17 protein-coding genes are annotated in these 20,464 nt (G+C 57.6%); 12 read left to right on the top strand and 5 right to left on the bottom strand.

The window, feature by feature from the left end; translation table 11 throughout:
• Window positions 1-51: 51 nt before the first annotated feature.
• Window positions 52-840 (bottom strand): MipA/OmpV family protein, encoded by a 789-nt coding sequence (locus PUZ33_RS12710; RefSeq protein ID WP_058680617.1) that lies wholly within the window; start codon window positions 838-840, stop codon window positions 52-54.
• A 90-nt stretch (window positions 841-930) separates the two neighbouring features.
• Here PUZ33_RS12710 and PUZ33_RS12705 point away from each other — a divergent pair, with 90 nt between their 5' ends.
• The 5 genes from PUZ33_RS12705 (at window position 931) to PUZ33_RS12685 (ending at window position 7,313) form a co-directional block, all read left to right on the top strand.
• Window positions 931-1,626 carry a response regulator gene (locus PUZ33_RS12705; RefSeq protein WP_062676694.1) on the top strand — a complete coding sequence of 232 codons (696 nt, stop codon included), beginning with the start codon at window positions 931-933 and terminating at the stop codon, window positions 1,624-1,626.
• Window positions 1,623-2,819 carry a sensor histidine kinase gene (locus tag PUZ33_RS12700; RefSeq protein WP_058680619.1) on the top strand — a complete coding sequence of 399 codons (1,197 nt, stop codon included), beginning with the start codon at window positions 1,623-1,625 and terminating at the stop codon, window positions 2,817-2,819. The genes PUZ33_RS12705 and PUZ33_RS12700 overlap by 4 nt, the downstream gene beginning before the upstream one ends.
• A gap of 78 nt (window positions 2,820-2,897) precedes the next feature.
• Window positions 2,898-4,046, top strand: coding sequence for an efflux RND transporter periplasmic adaptor subunit (locus tag PUZ33_RS12695; protein ID WP_058680620.1), 1,149 nt, complete (start codon window positions 2,898-2,900; stop codon window positions 4,044-4,046).
• On the top strand, window positions 4,043-7,117 hold the full coding sequence (locus tag PUZ33_RS12690) for an efflux RND transporter permease subunit (RefSeq protein WP_252107691.1): 3,075 nt from the start codon (window positions 4,043-4,045) through the stop codon (window positions 7,115-7,117). The genes PUZ33_RS12695 and PUZ33_RS12690 overlap by 4 nt, the downstream gene beginning before the upstream one ends.
• A gap of 10 nt (window positions 7,118-7,127) precedes the next feature.
• A complete protein-coding gene (locus PUZ33_RS12685) occupies window positions 7,128-7,313 on the top strand; it encodes a hypothetical protein (RefSeq protein ID WP_154606845.1) in 186 nt (61 codons plus the stop codon).
• Between the two features lie 194 nt (window positions 7,314-7,507).
• On the opposite strand, the gene PUZ33_RS12680 is transcribed toward PUZ33_RS12685, so the two are convergent.
• A complete protein-coding gene (locus PUZ33_RS12680) occupies window positions 7,508-8,566 on the bottom strand; it encodes an SDR family oxidoreductase (protein WP_058680623.1) in 1,059 nt (352 codons plus the stop codon).
• A gap of 97 nt (window positions 8,567-8,663) precedes the next feature.
• Between PUZ33_RS12680 and PUZ33_RS12675 the strand changes: the two genes are divergently transcribed.
• The 3 genes from PUZ33_RS12675 to umuC all read left to right on the top strand — a co-directional run bounded on the left by PUZ33_RS12675 (window position 8,664) and on the right by umuC (window position 11,381).
• Entirely contained in the window at window positions 8,664-9,551 is an 888-nt protein-coding gene (locus PUZ33_RS12675) for a LysR family transcriptional regulator (RefSeq protein ID WP_058680624.1), read from the top strand.
• A 149-nt stretch (window positions 9,552-9,700) separates the two neighbouring features.
• Window positions 9,701-10,135: a translesion error-prone DNA polymerase V autoproteolytic subunit gene (gene umuD / locus PUZ33_RS12670; RefSeq protein ID WP_029882790.1), complete on the top strand. Its 435-nt coding sequence runs from the start codon at window positions 9,701-9,703 to the stop codon at window positions 10,133-10,135.
• The gene (gene umuC / locus PUZ33_RS12665; RefSeq protein WP_058680625.1) at window positions 10,119-11,381 is read left to right on the top strand and encodes a translesion error-prone DNA polymerase V subunit UmuC; all 1,263 of its coding nucleotides are present in this window, start codon (window positions 10,119-10,121) and stop codon (window positions 11,379-11,381) included. Before umuD ends, umuC begins: the two co-directional genes overlap by 17 nt.
• A 37-nt stretch (window positions 11,382-11,418) precedes the next feature.
• On the opposite strand, the gene PUZ33_RS12660 is transcribed toward umuC, so the two are convergent.
• Window positions 11,419-12,282 (bottom strand): aldo/keto reductase family oxidoreductase, encoded by an 864-nt coding sequence (locus PUZ33_RS12660; RefSeq protein ID WP_058680626.1) that lies wholly within the window; start codon window positions 12,280-12,282, stop codon window positions 11,419-11,421.
• Between the two features lie 142 nt (window positions 12,283-12,424).
• Here PUZ33_RS12660 and tcp point away from each other — a divergent pair, with 142 nt between their 5' ends.
• On the top strand, window positions 12,425-14,086 hold the full coding sequence (tcp, locus tag PUZ33_RS12655) for a methyl-accepting chemotaxis citrate transducer (protein ID WP_252107692.1): 1,662 nt from the start codon (window positions 12,425-12,427) through the stop codon (window positions 14,084-14,086).
• A gap of 38 nt (window positions 14,087-14,124) precedes the next feature.
• Here tcp and smrA read toward each other — a convergent pair whose 3' ends face one another.
• On the bottom strand, window positions 14,125-14,688 hold the full coding sequence (gene smrA, locus PUZ33_RS12650; RefSeq protein WP_013096859.1) for a DNA endonuclease SmrA: 564 nt from the start codon (window positions 14,686-14,688) through the stop codon (window positions 14,125-14,127).
• A gap of 353 nt (window positions 14,689-15,041) precedes the next feature.
• Window positions 15,042-15,953, bottom strand: coding sequence for a LysR family transcriptional regulator (locus tag PUZ33_RS12645; protein WP_020688268.1), 912 nt, complete (start codon window positions 15,951-15,953; stop codon window positions 15,042-15,044).
• A 175-nt stretch (window positions 15,954-16,128) separates the two neighbouring features.
• Here PUZ33_RS12645 and PUZ33_RS12640 point away from each other — a divergent pair, with 175 nt between their 5' ends.
• The 3 genes from PUZ33_RS12640 to abgT are packed head-to-tail and all read left to right on the top strand — an operon-like array spanning window position 16,129 to window position 20,456.
• On the top strand, window positions 16,129-17,439 hold the full coding sequence (locus PUZ33_RS12640; protein ID WP_252107693.1) for a M20 family metallo-hydrolase: 1,311 nt from the start codon (window positions 16,129-16,131) through the stop codon (window positions 17,437-17,439).
• Window positions 17,439-18,884 (top strand): M20 family metallopeptidase, encoded by a 1,446-nt coding sequence (locus PUZ33_RS12635; protein WP_058680628.1) that lies wholly within the window; start codon window positions 17,439-17,441, stop codon window positions 18,882-18,884. Before PUZ33_RS12640 ends, PUZ33_RS12635 begins: the two co-directional genes overlap by 1 nt.
• Before the next feature lie 45 nt (window positions 18,885-18,929).
• The gene (gene abgT, locus PUZ33_RS12630) at window positions 18,930-20,456 is read left to right on the top strand and encodes a p-aminobenzoyl-glutamate transporter (protein WP_020688271.1); all 1,527 of its coding nucleotides are present in this window, start codon (window positions 18,930-18,932) and stop codon (window positions 20,454-20,456) included.
• The last annotated feature ends 8 nt before the right edge of the window (window positions 20,457-20,464 follow it).

The raw sequence follows: 20,464 nt of genomic DNA, 5'->3' as shown, positions 1-20,464 counted from the left end.
GTAATGATTACCCCGGCTACGCCGAGGAAGATCGCGTCTCTCACCACTACACTAGAATGTCCAGGTGATGGCGGCGGTGACAGCGCCTTCGTTACGTCGCGATACGATCGGGCTGTTATTTGCATGCTCCCCAAGCCAGGTGTAGTCGGCACTCAGTACCGTGCCCCAATGGGTATCGAACTGATGACTCCATGTCAGACTGCTGTCTATACCGTAGAATCCACCGGGCGCTGAATAACGGCTATAACCGGAGCGCTGACTCTGCTGCTGACTGACGCCATACCAGGTATTGAGGTAACGGCTGTCGCCAAACAGGGATGCAGACTGAAAAGCAATCGTGTCCTGACTGGTTTGTAGAGGAAGCAGCGTAACAGAGGCCTGGTAGTTTACCCCCTGACTGTCCGTTACAGGCAGGGTCGCTTTGCCTTCCACACTCAGCCAGGAAGTGATTTGCCAGCCGACCGCCAGCCCGGTATTCAGGCTGGTATCGATCTCTCCCATCCCTTTCAGATTATTTGCTCCCTCGCGCCAGCTGGCGTTTTCGTCCGCCCTCCCCAGGTCGTAACCCAGCGTATGTTCAAGGTACACGCCGCTGTCATTTTGCAGGTCATATCCAATGCCTTTCTGCGCATCAATAAAGAATGCACCTTTGCGCCCCTGTAAAACAGGAACCCCTTGCCATACCTGCTTGTCAGAGCCTGAATAACGAGGCGCATAGCTTCCTCCTGCCCCAATCGTCAAATAGTCGGAAGACGTTTGTGCCTCATCGGCGTGTACGCCGGATGCTGCCGTCATCAGAAACGGAACGGTCATATACAGGGCTTTTTTTCTCGCTATCATACTGGTCTCCACTTCTACGTTGTGCGCAGTATGATTTGGCTAAATCAATGAATAGTCGGGATAGTGTTAAGAAACGGTCAAGGTGAACAGATGTTGTCCAGAAGAGTGCTGATTATTGAAGATGATGCCGATGCGGCTGGCGTACTTGAAGCTTATTTACGCCGTGAAAATTACGATGTGACCGTCACGGGGGACGGGCTGGCCGGGCTGGAGATGGCGCAACGCTGGAAACCCGATCTTGTCTTGCTGGATGTCATGCTTCCCGGACTCAACGGAACTGAGGTGCTGGCCAGCCTGCGTCGCAAAAGCGATGTGCCCGTTATCATGGTGACGGCTATGGGCGATACGCCCGATCGCATCGGCGCGTTGAGATACGGGGCTGATGACTATGTCGTTAAACCCTATCATCCGGGTGAAGTCGTGGCACGGGTGCAGGCGGTGCTGCGCCGGAGCAATAAAAACACGCGCGAAGAAGAGATCCTTCGCTGGCAGACGCTGGAGGTGGATGTCACGGCCATCGTGGCGAGCATTATCAATGATGACAACACGCCGCGGGTTCTGGATCTGACCCCAACGGAATTTTCGCTACTGGCCACGCTGATGCGTTCACCTTCGCGTCCTTTTTCCCGTCAATATTTACTGGAGCACTGTTTGCCGGAAAGCGAGGCCCTGGAGCGGGTGGTGGATACCCATATTTATAACCTGCGTAAAAAACTCGAAGCCGCGGGTCTTTCCGGCGTGCTGGTTAACGTTCGCGGCGTGGGTTACAGGTTCAGACAGCCATGATAAAGACCCGTCATTCCTCCCTCTGGCGCTGGATTTGCGCGCGCATCCTGGCGCTGGCGATTGGCAGCGTGATTGTTATAGCAGCCTGTATGTGGCTGCGTTACGCCGTGCAGAACTACTGGATAATGGGCAAAATGCCCGCAGCGGTCCGGCAGGAGTTTCTCACGCTCAGCCAGAATCCGCAGTCAAACCCGGCCCGCTTTCACGATATTGTAGACAGCTGGTGGGGGCTCAGTTACTCCACCCCGTCTATCGCCTCGGCTGACTGGGTCACCGTGGCTCTGCTGGTGCTGGTGATGATCCCCTTCATTGTGGTGATGGGACTTAAGCACGCTCGTCCTCTGGCGCTGCAGTTCAGCTGTCTTCGTGATGCGGCCAAAGATGTGGCCGATGGGCAGTTTGGCCGACAGGCAGAGCTGGTGAAAGATGCGCCCGCTGAAATGATCAGCTTTGCGGCTGACTTTAATACCATGACCGGACAACTGGCTCGCTATGAAAAGGAGCTGCGCGCCTCGCACGTTGCCATGGCACATGAGCTGCGCTCTCCCCTGACGGCAGCCATTGGGCGTTTGCAGGGTATGATGGACGGCGTGTTTGACGCCACCCCGGAGCAGTTAGGGATGGTGATGAAACAGCTCCAGCACCTCAACCGGCTGACCGATGAATTGCACCTTCTCTCTTTGGCTGATGCGGGAAATCTTGTGCTTGAAGACAGGCCATTCCGTCTGGATGAGCTGATTCAGGAGCGGGCAGACTGGATAACCCCGCAGGCCGATGCGCAAAATTTTACGATAACGTTGCGTAACCCGCGCGCATGCCCCTTCAGAGGCGATGCGTTCCGTATGGGACAGGTATTTACGATCCTCATGGAGAATTCACTCCGCTACGGACGCGAGGGAGGCCATCTGGAGGTGGCGCTGCATTATGCCCAGGGGCAGTACACCCTCGAATTCGCCGATGACGGTCCGGGTGTATCAAAGCACTTTTTACCGGACATGTTTAAGCGATTTAGCCGCGAGGAACAATCACGAGCCCGGCACTCCGGTGGCAGCGGCCTCGGTTTATCAATTGCGCAGGCGATTTGTCAGGCGCATAGGGGAAGTATTAGCGCGTCATTACCAGAAACCGGAGGGCTTCTGGTGCGCATCCAGCTGCCCTGGCGCGCTTGTGACGAGGAAAATTCCCGCTCTTGATAAACCCTTGACACAACATCGAATCTTTCTCGATGAACAGCCGATTAAATAACGCCATCCCTTTTCTGGAGCGGCGTTATGTCAGACGAATTCATTCTCTCCCTCCGCCACAGCCTGGATCATGTATACAGCGTGGCGCGCACCCTTTCCTGGCTACACTTTATTCCCCTGGTGATACTTGCCCTGGCTATCTTCCCGCTAACCGGTTGCGGCGATAAACACGAAAACACGCCGCCCCCCGTGCGGGCGGTACGCTACAGTGTGGTGGGTTCAGCGAAAACGCTGCCAGCACTGGAAAGAACCGGTGAGATCCATGCCCATGATGAGACGACGCTGAGTTTCCGTACCGGGGGCAGGATCCTCACGCGCGTCGTCGATATTGGCGATCGGGTTACCGCCGGGCAACTGCTGGCGACCCTCGACAATACCACCGGACAAAATCAGCTCGACGCGGCCACCGCTGACTATGAGGGTGCCAAAGCCTCAGCGCAGATTGCCGCGCTCAACGTCAACAGAATGCAAACGCTGATGTCCACCGGCGCTATAGCCCGCACACAACTCGACACAGCCCGTGCAGACTGGCTTGTCGCCAGCGCGCGTCTGAAAAGTAGCGAGGCGGCACTGCGCAACGCCCGGGAAAGCCTGGGCTGGACCCGCCTTCTCTCGCCGAAGGAAGGCATCATTACCGCGGTTAGCGCCTCTGCGGGCCAGATTGTCAGCGCAGGCCAGTCGGTGCTGACGCTGGCGACCGGTGAAGCCCGCGATGTGGTGTTTGATGTTGCCGCGCCTGATGAGATCCCCTCACCAGATAAGGCTGATTTCCGCGTCGCCTTGCTCAGCGACCCGACGGTCAATGCTTCAGCGGTGTTACGCGATATCACGCCTCAGGCCGATCCCCTGACCCGTACCTGGCGGGTCAGAGCCACCCTGAACAACCCGCCCGCCGCCATGGCACTGGGTGCCAGCGTCACCGTAACCCTGCCCTCCAGTGCCGCGTGCGGTTACGTCCTTCCTGCGTCGGCACTGAGTCGTTACGCAGACAAGCCCGCTGTGTTTGTAATCAACCGGCAATCTCAGGCGCAACTGCGCGTGGTTGTGCCTGCACGTTACACGGCCTCCTCCGTCATCATCGCCTCCGGTCTTGCGCCCGGTGACAGGGTGATTACGGCTGGCGTGAGCAAATTACGCTCAGGAGAACAGGTGATTGCCGGGGAGGAGCAGCCATGAACATGAGAAGCACAAAAGAGACATTTAACCTCTCCGCCTGGGCGCTTAAAAATCAGCAGATGGTCAGTTTCTTTATGCTGCTGGTGATGGCGATGGGCGTGTTCTGTTACGAGCGCCTGCCGCGCAACGAAGATCCGGCGTTTACCATCAAAACGGCCGTGGTCTCCGCGCAATGGCCGGGGGCATCGGTAGCGGACACGACTCGCCTGCTGACGGATACGCTTGAGAAAAAGTTACAGGAGATCCCCTGGCTTGATTATATCGAAAGCGAAACCCGGGCAGGACGCACCGTTATTCATGTCAACCTGCGCGATGATACGCCGCCGCAAACGGTGCCGGATATCTGGTACCAGGTGCGGAAGAAAATGCAGGATATCGCTCCGTCTCTGCCAGAAGGCGTTCAGGGCCCTGATGTCAACGACGAATTTGACGACACGTTCGGCACAATTTATGGCTTCATCCCCGAAGGCTATACCCTGCGGGAGGTTCGGGATCGGGTGGAGACACTGCGTCGGGAACTGATGTCCCTGCCGGATATCGGCAAAACCACCCTGCTGGGTGAACAGCAGGAACAGATGGTTCTGGCCTTTTCCCCGGCCCGTCTGGCGGGGATGGGTCTGAATATTCAGCAGGTGGCGGAGGCGCTCAGGGCGCAGAATGCAGTCGTCCCGGCGGGCATCATACGCACGGGGCAGGAGAACATCGCACTCCACGTCAGCGGTGCGCTCACCTCAGAGGAGAGTTTACGCGCGGTCACGCTGCATATTAACAATCGTTATATCCCCCTGACTGACATTGCCACCCTCACCCGGAAAAGCGCCGAACCGCCCTCACCGGCGTTCCGGGTTAACGGAAAACCGGCTATCGGGCTGGCGATTTCAATGGCGCCGACAGGCAATATGCTGCGCTTTGGCGCCGCGTTGAATCAAAGAGTGGCCGCCCTCAGCGCCGGGCTGCCGCACGGTATCGAGATGGTGAAGGTCGCCGATCAATCCGCGGTAGTCAGTGACGCGGTGAGGGGTTTTATCAGGGTTCTTATTGAAGCGGTGGTTATCGTCCTGGCCGTTTCATTTGTCTCTCTGGGGCTACGGGCGGGGCTGGTTGTGGCTGCGGCAATCCCGCTGGTTCTGGCCATGACCTTCGCCGGAATGATGCTGGCCGGGATTGGCCTGCAGCGCATCTCGCTCGGGGCACTGATTATTGCGCTGGGTCTGCTGGTGGATGACGCCATGATCACCGTGGAAACCATGGTTTCTCGTCTGGAGGCTGGCGATTCCCGTCGGCAAGCGGCAACCCGGGCGTTCACCACGACGGCATTCCCGATGCTCACCGGCACACTGGTGATGATCGCCGGATTTATTCCGGTCGGCTTTGCGGCATCCAGCGCGGGTGAATACTGCTTTTCTCTGTTTGCGGTCGTGCTGATTGCCCTGCTGTGTTCATGGGTGGTCGCGATCCTGTTTTCACCGCTGACCGGAACATGGCTGCTGCCGGAGAACGTCAGGCATCATGCCTCCGGCCCGGGGCGGCTCGCACGCGGGTATCACTGGCTGCTGCGTAAGGTATTGCGCCACCGACTCACCACCGTGCTTTGTGCCCTTGCCGCACTGGGTTTGTCCCTGTACGGGACGACGTTTATGCAAGGCGAGTTTTTTCCCGCTTCCGACAGACCAGAGCTGCTGGTGAGCCTGACGCTTCCGGCCAACGCCTCACAGCCGGAAACGCAAAGAGAGGCCGAAAAGCTGGAGAAGGCGCTGGCAGGCAATAGCAATATCGATCATTACTCAACATACGTGGGATCGGGCGCCATCCGTTTTTATCTGCCAATGGATGTGCAGCTGGAGAATGAAAACAGTGCCCAGTTGGTGGTGGTCGCGAAAAACCTCGCCGCCCGCGACCGTCTGCACGCACAGCTGAACAAGATACTGGCGACGCAATTTAGCGACATCATCACACGCGTATCGCCCCTGGAGCTCGGCCCCCCGGTCGGCTGGCCAATCAAATACCGGGTTAGCGGGCCGGACTATGTGAAGGTTCGGGCGCTGGCGAATCACCTGACGGACGTGATTGGCCAGTCACCGCTCTCACGTGAAGTCAACCAGACCGCCGGTGAACCGGAGAGAGTGATTACCCTTGAGGTGAATCAGACGGCAGCCCGGGCTGCGGGCGTGTCGTCAGAAAGTCTGGCCCGGACGCTGAATACGGTCTGGTCCGGCAGCGTCGTGACCTCAATACGGGATAATGACCGGCTGGTGGATGTGGTGCTCCGCGCCAGAGTCAGTGAACGTCTTAATCTGGCCACACTGTCGTCACTGACCGTTGAGGGGAACGATGGCAAAAAAATTCCGCTCAGTGCTGTCGCAACGCCGGTCTGGGGTGTGGACGATCCGGTTGTCTGGCGTCGTCAGCGCCTGCCGTTTATCACCGTGCAAACTGACCTTGCGCCGGGACTCAGAGCCGAGGTCGTCTCCGCCGCGCTGCGCCCGGCAGTGGATAAACTGCGTGCCCGTTTGCCTGCGGGCTACAGTATTGAGGAAGGCGGCGCGGTTGCGGAATCCGATAAAGGAAACCGCTCTGTCTTTACCGTTCTTCCGGTGACGCTGGTCATTATGTTGTTATTGCTGATGCTTCAGCTACGACGCTATTCCCGGATGTTTCTGGCCCTGTTCATGGCCCCGTTTGGCTTACCGGGCATCGTTCTGGCGATGCTGCCGGGCGGAACACCGATGGGGTTCGTCGCCCTGCTGGGCGTGATCGCGCTGGCGGGCATGATCATTCGTAACGCGGTGATCCTGCTCGGCGAAGCTGACAGCAATCTGGCTCTGGGGATGACGAACGATGCCGCCATTATCGCAGCCGCAGAGCACCGGGCCAGACCTATCTGTCTGACCGCCTGTGCCGCCATTCTGGGCATGATCCCCATCTCGCACCAGGTATTCTGGGGACCTATGGCGTATGCCATTATCGGAGGGTTGCTGGTCGCGACGCTGGTCACACTCACGGTACTGCCCGCGTCGTTCAGTCTGTTATTACAGTGGGGGGACGGTTTACGCAACCGGCACAGCGTATAGAACCCGGTCTGTGCTGAAAGCGAAATTGTCCCCCGATCCGTTACGCGGCCGTCAGCGCAAAATGGGTTCTCAGGACCTCAGCAATATCCTCTTCCGCCAGTTGCTGTGTCTTTATGCCATTTGCGGTGATGGTCTTCAGCATATTGCCCAGCAGGATCTGGCGTCCTCCTTCGTTGCCAGGAGGCCGAAGGTCTGATCAATGCGCTGGAGGTGCATCGTCGCGATTTGTGACGGGCTGGCGGGTACCGCGTTCGAAATCACCAGACATAACTCAATAACCGGCAGAGCCATTAATAAAACGCTGATTGCTTCCCGCATATTCACCAATCCCGTTGATCACAGTCATGAGCGAGTATAACGGGTTCGTTCCTGAGAACAACATCCCCCCTGTCAGGGAATAATGCGTGCCGCCCTGAGCTGCGCGAACAGGCTGAAAAACATCTCGTCGGTGGCCCGCATGGCGGTGAATCCGGCCCGACGCAGCTTGCTGCCATCGCCAAACATATCGTAATCCCAGCCAAACACGAAATCGGCAAACTGTCCGTCGTTCAGCTGCAAAATATCGCTTTCCACCAGCCCGCGAGCTGCGGCGAGTTCGCGCCATACCGCGCGGTAGTCCGTAAACAGCTGCTGAAATGAGAGCCGGACCGGGGGTGCAGACTCCAGTTCAAACCAGTGTGCAATGCGTGGCCACAGCTCGCTCCAGCGCCAGATGTCACCGTTATTCACATTGAATGCCTGGTTCTCTGCTACCGGCGACGTGGCGGCCCACACGGTCGCCTCTGCCAGCAATTCACCGTCTGTATGATCAACAATGCTGTGCCAGGTCTGTTCGGCGCCGGGAAAACGCAGCGGTAAATTCAGCGCCTTACACAGCGATGCGTACAGCGCGATGCTCAGGGCAAGATTCATGGCGTTACCCGGCACCGTGCTGCCCACCACGCCCGGCCGGATGGCGCTCCAGTGCCACGCTTTTCCCCGTTGAAAATCGCTAAGCCACCTGAGCTGGGCCGCATTAAACTCCGCGCCCGGTACGCCGGGATCGCTTTCACGTGCCGGGGTTTTGAACGGGCCAAGATGCGCGCCGTAGACTTTGTAGCCCTGCATCAGGCTGACCGTCTCAAGGGGGGCCGTGTTTTCGAGGTTACTGACCAGATGGCGCAGCATGGTGACGTTCGGTTCAACCATCTCTGTCCAGTTCGCGGCATTAACCCAGGCGCTGTAAAACACATGAGTGATCCCGCTGAGCGATGACAGTGCCCGCGCGCTGTCCTGCGCATCCAGTAAATCAACATTAACCATCGCAATGCCTTCAGGGTAAGATACCGCCTGGCGGCTCAGGCCAATGACCTCCCACTGATGGCGCAAAAGCGTTTTGACCAGCTGGTTGCCAACAATCCCGCTGGCGCCAGCGACCAGCGCGACCCTGTGTTGCTGCGTCGTATTCATGGTGTTTCTCCGAAAGGGGTGACAGACACAGTGTGATCTATTATTTTTTCCTGATATATCCCCCGAATCCGATGGCATTTATAAGCAGAATCACGAAATGAATAACAAGCTCAACGCCATTTCCACCTTTCTGCGCGTCGCCGAAGCGGGCTCCTTTTCCGCTGCCGCTCGCCTGGCCGGGATCAAGCAGTCCGCCGTCAGCCAGCAGATCGCCGCCCTTGAGGAAGAGCTCGGTGTGGTATTGCTGCATCGTACAACGCGCAGGATGAAGCTCACCGCGCAGGGTGAGCGTTACCGGCGGGATATGCAGCTTGTGCTGGAGGCCATGCAGGAAGCAGAGCGACGCCTGAACCCGGTTGAGCATCAATATCAGGGGGCCGTACATGTGCAGTTGCCGAGCGGCCTGGGCCAGATCGTGTTGCCGCGCCTGCTGACGCTACAGCGCATGAATCCTGAATTACATCTGCAGGTTTCGCTTGATGACCGCATCGCCGATCTGGTCACCGAAGGGGTGGATGTGGCGCTTCGGCTGAGCGCGGAGCCTCCGCAAACCCATGCCGCACGCGTACTGGCACGCATTGAAACGCCGCTCTTTGCCGCCCCGTCATTCCCGCCGGTCGAGTCCGTGTACGCGCTGGCGGCGCTTCCCCACGTGCGATTCAGCGGCATCCCGCTGGACGCTCACTTACGCCTGGTTTCTGATGACGAAACGATTGATATTGCAGTGAATACCGTTTTCCGCGCCAATACCAGCAACGCCCTGTTACAGGCGCTGGAGGCAGGCATGGGTATTGGCGGTATGCAGCTACCGCTCGCGGCACGGGCGTTGCAAACCGGCACGCTGGTGCAGGTACTCCCCGCGTGGCGGTTACCCGACCGCTTTCTCTATGCGGTTTATCCGGACGCTCGCTTTATTCCACACAGGGTCAGAAGCGTTGTGGGGGCCATAGAACAGCTACTGCCTGAAATAATTAAGAAAAATTAAACATTCCAGAATGCATACTCGCCAGCGCGCCTTGTTGAACTAAAAATTTTCGACTTTCAACGAGTTCCGGAAAATTCCCCTCCCGTCTCTTGATCGTTCTGGTTAATCATGAATACTGTATATAAACACAGTAATATGAGTTAACCATTATGCAGTTGATCTCTCCTTTGGGGCCTGATGCCACGCTATTGCTTCCGTTGTTTATGGAGCGGGTGCCCTGTGGCTTCCCCAGCCCTGCTCAGGATTATGTCGAGGATAGCCTTGATCTGAACAAGCTGGTGATCAAACACCCCAGCGCGACCTATTTTGTCAGGGTGAGCGGTGATTCGATGATCGGCGCAGGCATCAGCCATGGTGACCTGCTGGTGGTTGACCGTTCGTTAAACGCCGTTCATGGCGATATTGTGATTGCGGCGGTCGCGGGCGAATTTACCGTGAAGGAGCTGCAAACGCATCCGCGTCTTCAGCTCATCCCCCATAATCCTGACTACGCACCGGTCGTTTTTGCCGCAGAAGACGAGCTGGAGATCTTCGGCGTTGTGACGTTTACCCTGAAAGCTAACCGCCATGTTCGCGCTCGTTGACGTAAACAGTTTTTACACCTCCTGCGAGACGGCGTTTCGGCCCGACCTTAAGGGGAAACCCGTGGTGGTCGTTTCAAATAACGACGGCTGTATCATTTCACGTTCAGCAGAAGCAAAAGCATTGGGGATCGGCATGGCCGGTCCCTACTTCAAGCTGAAGGATGAACTGAGACGCCAGAAGGTACACGTCTTTAGCTCCAATTATGCGCTGTATGCGGATATGAGCCGCCGGGTGATGACCATCCTTGAAGAGATGGCCCCGAGAGTGGAGATCTACTCGATTGATGAAGCCTTTCTGGATCTGACGGGCATCAGCCACTGCATGAGTCTGGAGGCGTTCGGGCAGGAAATCCGCCAGCGCCTGTACAAAGAGACCGGCCTGCTGGTCGGGGTGGGCATTGCGCCCACCAAAACCTTAGCTAAGCTGGCTAACCACGCCGCCAAAACCTGGAAGAAAACCAATGGCGTGGTGGATTTATCGAATATCGATCGTCAGCGTAAACTGCTGTCACTGGTACCGGTCAGCGAAGTGTGGGGCGTCGGGCGCAGGATCAGCAAAAAACTGAATCTGATGGGGATCGAGTCTGCCCTGCATCTGGCGGAATGTTCAAGCTGGGTGATCCGTAAACACTTCAATGTCGTGCTGGAAAGAACCGCCCGCGAGTTACGCGGTGAACCGTGTCTGGCGCTGGAAGAGTTTTCGCCAACAAAGCAACAAATCATCTGCAGCCGCTCCTTCGGCAGCCGTATCACCCGGTATGACGATATGCACCAGGCGATCTGCGCCTATGCCGAACGCGCCGCCGAGAAGCTGCGCGAAGAGAAACAGTTTTGCTGCTATATCAGCGTCTTTATTCGCACCAGCCCGCATGCAGAGGACGAGGTTTTTTATGGTAACCAGGCCTCCGGCAAGCTGACGATCCCCACCAACGATACGCGGGATATTATCAGGGTAGCTATCGAGTCATTAAACCGAATCTGGAAAGAGGGACATCGCTATATGAAAGCGGGCGTCATGCTCAGTGACTTTTTTAGTCAGGGCGTGGCGCAACTTAGCCTGTTCGATGAACACCCACCGCGGCCAGACAGTACAGCCCTGATGCAGGTTATCGACCGCCTTAACCGTTCAGGCCGGGGGTCTGTGTGGTTTGCGGGCCAGGGGGCGGTGAAATCCTGGGCGATGAAGCGGGATATGCTGTCGCCCTGCTACACCACGCGCTATTCCGATCTGCCGATCGTTAAATAACAAAGCCTGGATCCCTCCGGGCTCTGTTTATACGTGGTTACACCAGCGCATTTAGCGTAGCCAGCGCGTCGGGCGGTAACACCAGCTCCCCTGCCGCGAGGTTTTGCCGCAGATGCGCCACGGAAGAGGTTCCCGGGATCAGCAGAATGTTCGGAGAACGTTGCAGCAGCCAGGCCAGCGCAACCTGCATCGGTGTCGCCCCCAGGTCGTCCGCCACCGCCTGCAGCCCGGAAGATTGCAGCGGCGTAAAACCGCCCAGCGGGAAGAACGGCACATAAGCAATCCCCTGCTGCGCAAGCGAATCCAGCAGCGCATCGTCACTACGGTTCACGATGTTGTACATGTTTTGCACACACACCACGGGCACCATCTTCTGCGCCTCGGCAACCTGCGTGGCGGTGACATTGCTCAGACCAATATGTCGCACCAGCCCTTGCTGCTGTAGCTCTGCCAGGGTCGACAGCGGTTCAGCGATCGAGCCTTCCGCCGGTCCGTGTGCGCTAAACATAATCCGCAGGTTCACCACGTCCAGCACATCCAGCTGCAGATTGCGCAGGTTGTCGTGTACCGCCTGGGTCAGCTCCTGGGCGGAAAAGGCCGGCAGCCAGGCGCCTTTATCATCGCGTCGCGCACCGATTTTGGTGACGAGGGTAAGATCGTCCCGGTACGGATGCAGCGCCTCGCGGATCAGCTGGTTAGTCACATGCGGACCATAAAAATCGCTGGTATCGATATGATTCACGCCCGCCGCCACGGCTTCCCGGAGCACCTCCAGCGCGGCATTTTTGTCCTTCGGTGGCCCAAAAACGCCCGGCCCGGCCAGCTGCATTGCGCCGTAACCCAGCCGTTTAACCGTGCGTGTGCCCAGCGCGTATGTCCCGCTTTTATCGATGCTGCTCATGTTCACCTTCCTCATAAAAAAGATCCGGATTTACAACAGGTTCCCGACCAGAACCCATAGTTAAGCGCGAGTTAAATTAAAGTTTAAATTTTAGACGACGATAGTATTTGTGTACCCCTGCACTTTCTTACGGACGACCGCTATGCTGAAAAATCTGCACGTGATTACCGGTATTATCTTTGCTCTCACCATATTCTGCCTGCTACAAGTTGTCACGGGAGGGTTGTTCTACTCTGCCGTCAGCAACGATCGCCATAACTTCCAGAACTCCGGGGTGCTTAATGCCCAGCAGGAGAGCCTGAGCGACAGCGTTAACACCCTCATCAAAACGCGCGTTACCGTGACGCGCGTGGCCATCCGCTATCTGAAAAATCAGCGCGATCCGGCGTCCCTTGAGGCGATCAACAAACTGCTTGGCACCGCGGGTAACTCTCTGGCTAAAGCAGAAGCCTATAACAAACAGTGGCAGGCCCTGCCGCAGGTTAACGGCCAGAGTGCGGCGCTAACCGACGAGATGCTGAAATCCTGGAACCAGATGCACGAAGTGATGCGTCTGTCGATTGAGTATCTGCGTGCCGACAACTATCAGGCCTATGGCGATCTGGATGCGCAGCAGGCACAGGACGATATGGAAGCGGTCTATAACCGCTGGCGCGCCGAAAACAACACGCTGCTGAAAGCCGCGGCCGAAGAGAACCAGAGCAGCTTTACCCAGATGCAGTGGACGCTGGCGGCTATATTCCTGGCCGTTATCGCCGTGCTGGTGGTGATCTGGCAGGGTTTACAGCACCTGCTGTTAAAACCGCTGCAAACCATTATGAACCATATTCGTACCATTGCGGCGGGCGACCTGACGCAGGATATTACCCTCTCTGGCCGCAATGAGATGGGCCAGCTGGCGGCCGGTCTGCATGAGATGCAGCAATCTCTGGTCACCACGGTCAGCGCCGTACGCGGCAGTACCGACTCCATCTACACCGGCGCAGGCGAAATTGCCGCCGGGAGCAACGATCTTTCCGCCCGTACGGAAGAACAGGCCGCCTCGCTGGAAGAGACCGCAGCCAGCATGGAAGAGCTGACCGCCACGGTGAAACAGAACTCCGACAACGCCCGTCAGGCGACCCTGCTGGCGAAAAACGCGTCTGAGACAGCGGCGCGCGGCGGTCATGTGGTGGATAACGTTGTCCGCACGATGACGGAAATTGCCGACAGTTCGCAGCAAATTGCCCACATCACCGGCGTGATTGACAGCATTGCCTTCCAGACCAACATTCTGGCACTGAATGCCGCGGTAGAAGCCGCACGCGCCGGGGAACAGGGCCGTGGCTTTGCGGTGGTTGCCGGGGAAGTACGTACCCTGGCGAGCCGCAGCGCGCAGGCGGCAAAAGAGATCAAGGGCCTTATCGAGAACTCTGTCAGCCGCGTGAATACCGGCTCTGAACAGGTCAGCGAAGCCGGTGCAACGATGAAGGAAATTGTGGCGGCGGTCACCCGCGTGACCGATATCATGGGCGAGATTTCATCTGCGTCCGATGAGCAGAGTCGCGGTATTGAGCAGGTGAGCCTGGCCGTTTCGCAGATGGACAGAGTCACCCAGCAAAACGCCGCGCTGGTGCAGCAGTCCGCCACGGCGGCAGCGGCGCTGGAAGATCAGTCCGAACAGCTGCGCCAGGCGGTGGCGGCATTTCGTCTGAACGGTAAACAACAGGCCACCGCGCCCCGTACAACGCATGTGAAAACACCACAGCTGTTGCGCCCGGCCACGGCAGGCACCGCCACCGACAGCAACTGGGAAACCTTCTGAGTTCAGCGCGGGCGAGCACCTCGCCCGCGCTAATCCCGTTAACGGCTGCGCTTGGCGTGCCGTTCCCAGTTCTCCTGTTTCGCGTCGTTGGATTTTCGCAGTGAAACATAACAGGCCCCGCTGCCGCCGTGATGCGGCAGCGCCACGCAGAAGGCCTGCACTTCCTCAAACTCTGTTAACCAGCGCGCCAGATAGCTACGTATCACGTTGGGATGAGCATTCTGTTCGCGCCCTTTTCCATGAATGATAATCAGATTGCGTAATCCGTCGCGTCCAGCCTGGCGAATAAAGGCGTACAGCATCTGGCGGCAACGCTCGGCGGGCTGACGTAACAGGTTCAGGCTGGCCTCGCGAGAGTATTTCCCCGAGCGCAGCTTATCCATTACGCCCTGTTGTATCCCTTCACGCTGAAATGCCAGCGGCTCATCCAGGGGCAGAAGTTCCAGAAAGCCCAGGGTGAGGAAGTTATCCAGCTGCTCGGTATCAATCTCCTGGCGCGCCCGCGTGTTGCGGCTCGGCTGCCAGTGAATATCTGCGCAGCGCTTCAGGGGCTGGACATCCTCCATGGCGTCAAGAAACAGTGATTTGTCGTCAGGGTTCATGGAAATCCTCCGGCTACATCTGAGCCTGTACTATACCTTCGCGGGGGGTGTGCCTCAACAGCCGTTCCCCCGGGTAGGGTGGCGCTGAAAGCAAGCTGATGAATATCAATCGACAGCCGGGGGAAAATTAAACATCACTTAACTCAAACTTCAGCGTAAATAAAACATGCAATTTGGCTTAAACATCCATAAAATCAAACACTCAACCGCCTTTCATTTTGAGAGAAAGCTGTTATAACTTAATTAACCTGCCTCATGGATATAACATCCAGGATATGCGAAGGGATGCACTGCTGTGTGTACTGATGGGTCTGTCTGATGTCGGACAGGCCCTGTTTTTTATGGATGACGTTTCACGCAGAGACGATTGCCCGCGCCTCGCGTCTGAACTGCGTAATTAACGACTCCGTAAGCGGGGTCTGGCGCGAATCCCGACGCTGAATTAAATAATACGTCGCTTTTGGAAGTGATTCGACAACCGGCAGCATAACCAGACGCCCCGCCAACAGGGGGTCACAGCCCAGCTCCTGCGGCAATATGCTTAAAAAATCGCTTTGTGCGACAAGGCTGATACACGACGAAAATGTTTCGCAGACCACGCCAATGCGGGGTATTTGCGAGCGATGGCTAAATACATCCTCTAACTGCTTATAATAACTTCCCCGGGGCGTTGGCATGGTCCAGTTATAATGCAGCAGATCGTTAATGGAGGTTGCTCCCGTCGCCGGATGCCCCTCCCGGCAAAATACGGCAAACGGTTTTTCTAATAGCTTTTCAAACGTAAATTCATGATCGTAAGGACCCTGATAATAGGTATTGATGGTGAAGTCCAGTTCGCCCTGGCGTAATTCATTGATCATCGATACCAGCTGCCCTTCCATAATTCGCACCTTAACCTGCGGATGCTGCGCATGAAAGCGGGTGATAACCGCAGGCATAAGGCTTCGCGAAATACTCGCCCCCATCCCGATATTGATCTGCCCGGCCAGCTCGCCCTGCCGCTGGCGAATGTCATCCTGCGCCGCGCGCAGCTCTTCCAGAATCAGCCTGGCGCGCTGATAGAAGCCTTCGCCACACTCGGTTAACGCCACGCCTTTGCTTCGGCGCACAAAGAGCTGCGCCGCCATGCCCTCCTCCAGCTCTTTGATCGATTTGGTCAACGCCGGTTGCGAAAGATTCAGCGTCCTGCTGGCGCCGCGAATGCTGCCCTGACGCGCCACTTCAACGAACGCCCGAATTTGATGAAATTTAATCTGAAATGACATAGCCCGACCGATAACCGTTGTTTATCAGAGTAAAGAAACTGTCATCTACTTTAATGGAAAGGGATGTGCGAGGGTAATTCCTGAACGGTTAAAACTGTGAAAAATCGGTTAGTGATAAGTAAAAACTATCACAGCGTGAAGCAGTTCACATATTTTAATGATGACAGGAACAGATATGGACTCACTGGCACAGTACATCCAAACCTTAGCCCCGCAACTGAGCGCATGGCGTCGCGATTTTCACCATTTTGCCGAATCCGGCTGGGTGGAATTTCGGACTGCCGCGAAGGTCGCGGAGACCCTGGATAGCCTGGGTTATGACCTGGCAATGGGCCGCGACGTGGTGGATGCCGAAAGCCGTATGGGGTTGCCGGATAACGCCACTCTGACACGAGAATTTGCCCGCGCCCGTGCGCAGGGCGCGCCCGAAAAATGGCTCGCGCCGTTTGAAGGCGGCTTCACCGGCCTGGTTGCCACGCTTAACACCGGCCGTCCCGGCCCGACGCTGGCGTTTCGCGTGGACATGGACGCTCTCGACCTGAGCGAAGCGCTCGACGACAGCCACCGCCCGTTCCGCGACGGCTTTGCCTCCTGCAATCCGGGCATGATGCACGCCTGCGCGCACGACGGCCACACCACGATTGGCCTTGGGCTGGCGCACGTGCTCATGCACAACAAAGCGCAGCTGAACGGCACCATCAGGCTGATCTTCCAGCCTGCCGAAGAAGGCACTCGCGGCGCACGCGCCATGGTGGCCGCCGGGGCACTGGACGGGGTGGACTATTTCACCGCCATTCACATTGGTACCGGGGTGCCTGCCGGGACGGTGATCTGCGGCAGCGATAACTTTATGGCGACAACCAAGTTTGACGCGACGTTTACCGGCGTTGCCGCACACGCAGGCGGTAAACCGGAAGAAGGCCGTAACGCCCTGCTCGCCGCCGCCCAGGCCGCGCTCGCGCTGCACAGCATTGCGCCACACAGCGAAGGGGCTTCCCGGGTGAATGTGGGAGTGATGCAGGCCGGCAGCGGACGCAACGTGGTACCCGCCCATGCCCTGCTTAAGGTCGAAACCCGTGGCGAGAGCGAGGCGATCAATCAGTATGTATTCGAACGCGCGCAATCCGTCATTACCGGTGCCGCCGCGCTCTACGGCGTGACGGCTGAGATGCGCCTGATGGGGGCTGCCACCGCCAGCGCTCCGACACCTGCCTGGGTGGATTATCTGTGCCAGCAGGCAAGCCAGGTGCCCGGTGTGGAACAGGCCATTGATAAGGTTAAAGCCCCGGCCGGTTCCGAAGACGCCACGCTGATGATGGCCCGGGTGCAAGAAAACGGCGGCATGGCCTCCTACATGGTGTTTGGCACCGATTTGAGCGCCGGACATCACAATGAAAAATTCGACTTTGATGAGCGCGTCATGACCGTCGCTATCGAAACGCTGGCGCGCACTGCGCTGAATTTCCCCTGGACGCGAGGTGTGTAATGCAGGAGAACTACGCTTTTATTGCCGATGCAATCGACACGCGATGTCAGGCGTTCACCGACATTGCCGACGAAATCTGGGATCACCCGGAAACCCGCTTTGAAGAGTTCTGGTCCGCAGAGCGGCTGGCCAGCGCGCTGGAAGCGGAAGGCTTCACCCTGACCCGTGAGGCTGGCGGCATTCCGAATGCCTTTATCGCCAGCTTCGGTAGCGGTAAACCGGTGATTGCCCTGCTCGGCGAATATGACGCGCTGGCCGGATTAAGCCAGCAGGCACACTGCGCGACGGCACACGCCACCACGCCCGGTGCTAACGGCCACGGCTGCGGGCATAACCTGCTCGGCACCGCGGCGTTTGCAGGTGCCGTTGCGGTGAAAAGCTGGCTGGAGCAGCACGGCGGGAGTGGAACCGTGCGTTTTTACGGTTGTCCCGGCGAAGAAGGCGGTTCCGGTAAAACGTTTATGGTCCGTGAGGGCTTGTTTGACGACGTTGACGCCGCGGTCACCTGGCACCCGGAAGCGTTTGCCGGCATGTTTAACGTCAGTACGCTGGCCAATATCCAGGCCGCCTGGCGCTTTAAGGGCGTGGCGGCGCATGCGGCAAACTCGCCGCATCTGGGGCGCAGCGCGCTGGATGCGGTGACGCTGATGACCACCGGCACCAACTTCCTCAACGAACATATCATCGAGAAAGCACGCGTCCATTACGCCATAACCGATACCGGCGGCATCTCCCCCAACGTGGTGCAGGCGCAGGCCGAAGTGTTGTACCTGATCCGCGCCCCGGAGATGGCCGACGCGCAGCAAATCTACGCGCGCATTGAGAAGATCGCTCAGGGTGCGGCGTTGATGACCGAAACCACCGTCGAGTGTCGCTTTGATAAAGCCTGCTCCAGCTACCTGCCAAACCGAACGCTCGAAGCGGCGATGTATCGCGCCCTGCAACATTACGGCACGCCAGCCTGGACGGAGGAAGAACGCGCCTTTGCCCGGGAGATCCGCGCCACCCTGACGGCAAACGATCTGCAAAACAGCCTCAGAAACATTGCTGCAACCGGGGGGAACGAAGGTAAAGCCTTTGCCCGCCGCCACCAGGAGACCCTGCTGGTGGACGAGGTCGCGCCTTACGCTATCACCGATAACGTGCTGGCTGGCTCCACGGACGTGGGTGATGTTAGCTGGAAGATGCCCGTCGCCCAGTGTTTCAGCCCCTGCTTTACCGTCGGCACGCCGCTGCACACCTGGCAACTGGTGGCTCAGGGGCGAACGTCCATTGCCCATAAAGGCATGCTGCTGGCCGGGAAAGTGATGGGTGCCACCGCGCTACATCTGCTGCAGGACGCAGACCTGCTGAAAAAATGTCGTGAAGAGTTCGAACAACAAACACAAGAAAAACCGTACGTGTGTCCGATCCCTGCGGGCGTGACACCGTCACCTTTAAAATAAAAAACACAATACAACACAACAACACAACAGTCCCGAGGAACGCCCATGAGTATGTCATCCATACCTTCGCATTCCCCATCCGGTAAGCTCTATGGCTGGGTTGAAAGGATCGGCAATAAAGTGCCACACCCTTTCCTGCTTTTTATCTGGTTGATCGTGGTTTTGATGGTGGCGACAGCCGTGCTGTCCGCCTTAGGGGTGAGCGTGCGCAGCCCGGCCGATGGCAGCATGGTAAGCGTAAAGAACCTGCTGAGCATTGAAGGGTTGCACTGGTTTTTACCGAATGTGATTAAAAACTTCAGCGGTTTTGCGCCGCTGGGCGCCATTCTGGCGCTGGTGCTGGGGGCCGGACTGGCTGAGCGCGTTGGCCTGCTCCCCGCGCTGATGGTGAAAATGGCTTCTCACGTCAGCGCACGCTACGCCAGCTATATGGTGCTGTTTATCGCGTTTTTCAGCCACATCTCTTCTGATGCCGCGCTGGTAATCATGCCGCCGATGGGGGCGCTGATCTTCCTTGCCGTCGGGCGTCACCCCGTGGCGGGTCTGTTGTCGGCAATTGCCGGTGTGGGATGCGGTTTCACTGCCAATCTGCTGATCGTCACCACCGATGTCCTGCTTTCGGGGATTAGCACCGAGGCGGCGAAAACAATCGATGCGGCCATGCACGTCAGCGTGATCGACAACTGGTACTTTATGGCCAGTTCGGTCATCGTCCTGACGCTTGTTGGCGGGCTGATTACCGATAAGATCATCGAGCCGCGGTTAGGGAAATGGGAAGGCCGTAGTGACGAAAAGCTGGAAACGCTGAGCAAAGAGCAACGCTTTGGCCTGCGCGTCGCCGGGATAGTCTCGCTGGTATTTATCGCGATGGTGGCGCTGATGGTAGTGCCGGAGAACGGTATCCTGCGCGACCCGGTGAAACATACCGTCCTGCCCTCGCCGTTTATTCAGGGCATTGTGCCGCTGATCATTCTGTTTTTCTTTGTCGTGTCGCTCGCGTATGGCATCGCCACTGGCAAAATCCGCCGCCAGGCCGATCTGCCGCAGCTGATGATTGAGCCGATGAAGGAGATGGCGGGCTTTATCGTGATGGTCTTCCCGCTGGCCCAGTTCGTCGCCATGTTTAACTGGAGCAACATGGGCAAATTTATGGCCGTTGGCCTGACCGATGCGCTGGAAGCCGCCGGGTTAAGCGGCGTCCCGGCGTTTGTGGGTCTGGCGCTGCTGTCGTCACTGCTGTGCATGTTTATCGCCAGCGGATCCGCCATCTGGTCGATTCTGGCCCCCATTTTCGTGCCGATGTTTATGATGCTGGGCTTCCATCCGGCCTTTGCGCAGATCCTGTTCCGTATCGCCGACTCCTCGGTGATCCCGCTGGCGCCGGTTTCGCCATTCGTACCGCTGTTTTTGGGCTTCCTGCAGCGCTATAAACCGGAGGCGAAGCTGGGTACCTACTATTCGCTGGTTTTACCCTATCCGCTTATCTTTTTAGGGGTATGGCTGGTGATGCTGGTGGCATGGTATCTTGTCGGCCTGCCGATAGGACCGGGTATCTACCCGAGGCTGAATTAAAGGAAAGA

Source organism: Enterobacter cloacae complex sp. 2022EL-00981 (assembly GCF_028737495.1).
Lineage (GTDB): Bacteria > Pseudomonadota > Gammaproteobacteria > Enterobacterales > Enterobacteriaceae > Enterobacter > Enterobacter cloacae.
The sequence above is the reverse complement of the archived record's forward strand: the minus strand, read 5'-3'. Positions and strand labels throughout refer to the sequence as shown.

Bases quoted from the DNA above. Each gene is read 5' to 3' on its own strand.
- PUZ33_RS12645 (WP_020688268.1), bottom strand. From the start codon at position 15,953: ATGTCATTTCAGATTAAATTTCATCAAATTCGGGCGTTCGTTGAAGTG.
- PUZ33_RS12635 (WP_058680628.1), top strand. From the start codon at position 17,439: ATGCAGGAGAACTACGCTTTTATTGCCGATGCAATCGACACGCGATGT.
- PUZ33_RS12710 (WP_058680617.1), bottom strand. From the start codon at position 840: ATGATAGCGAGAAAAAAAGCCCTGTATATGACCGTTCCGTTTCTGATG.
- PUZ33_RS12695 (WP_058680620.1), top strand. From the start codon at position 2,898: ATGTCAGACGAATTCATTCTCTCCCTCCGCCACAGCCTGGATCATGTA.
- PUZ33_RS12660 (WP_058680626.1), bottom strand. From the start codon at position 12,282: ATGAGCAGCATCGATAAAAGCGGGACATACGCGCTGGGCACACGCACG.
- PUZ33_RS12705 (WP_062676694.1), top strand. From the start codon at position 931: ATGTTGTCCAGAAGAGTGCTGATTATTGAAGATGATGCCGATGCGGCT.
- tcp (WP_252107692.1), top strand. From the start codon at position 12,425: ATGCTGAAAAATCTGCACGTGATTACCGGTATTATCTTTGCTCTCACC.
- PUZ33_RS12690 (WP_252107691.1), top strand. From the start codon at position 4,043: ATGAACATGAGAAGCACAAAAGAGACATTTAACCTCTCCGCCTGGGCG.
- PUZ33_RS12680 (WP_058680623.1), bottom strand. From the start codon at position 8,566: ATGAATACGACGCAGCAACACAGGGTCGCGCTGGTCGCTGGCGCCAGC.
- PUZ33_RS12640 (WP_252107693.1), top strand. From the start codon at position 16,129: ATGGACTCACTGGCACAGTACATCCAAACCTTAGCCCCGCAACTGAGC.
- smrA (WP_013096859.1), bottom strand. From the start codon at position 14,688: ATGAACCCTGACGACAAATCACTGTTTCTTGACGCCATGGAGGATGTC.
- abgT (WP_020688271.1), top strand. From the start codon at position 18,930: ATGAGTATGTCATCCATACCTTCGCATTCCCCATCCGGTAAGCTCTAT.
- PUZ33_RS12700 (WP_058680619.1), top strand. From the start codon at position 1,623: ATGATAAAGACCCGTCATTCCTCCCTCTGGCGCTGGATTTGCGCGCGC.
- PUZ33_RS12675 (WP_058680624.1), top strand. From the start codon at position 8,664: ATGAATAACAAGCTCAACGCCATTTCCACCTTTCTGCGCGTCGCCGAA.
- umuC (WP_058680625.1), top strand. From the start codon at position 10,119: ATGTTCGCGCTCGTTGACGTAAACAGTTTTTACACCTCCTGCGAGACG.
- umuD (WP_029882790.1), top strand. From the start codon at position 9,701: ATGCAGTTGATCTCTCCTTTGGGGCCTGATGCCACGCTATTGCTTCCG.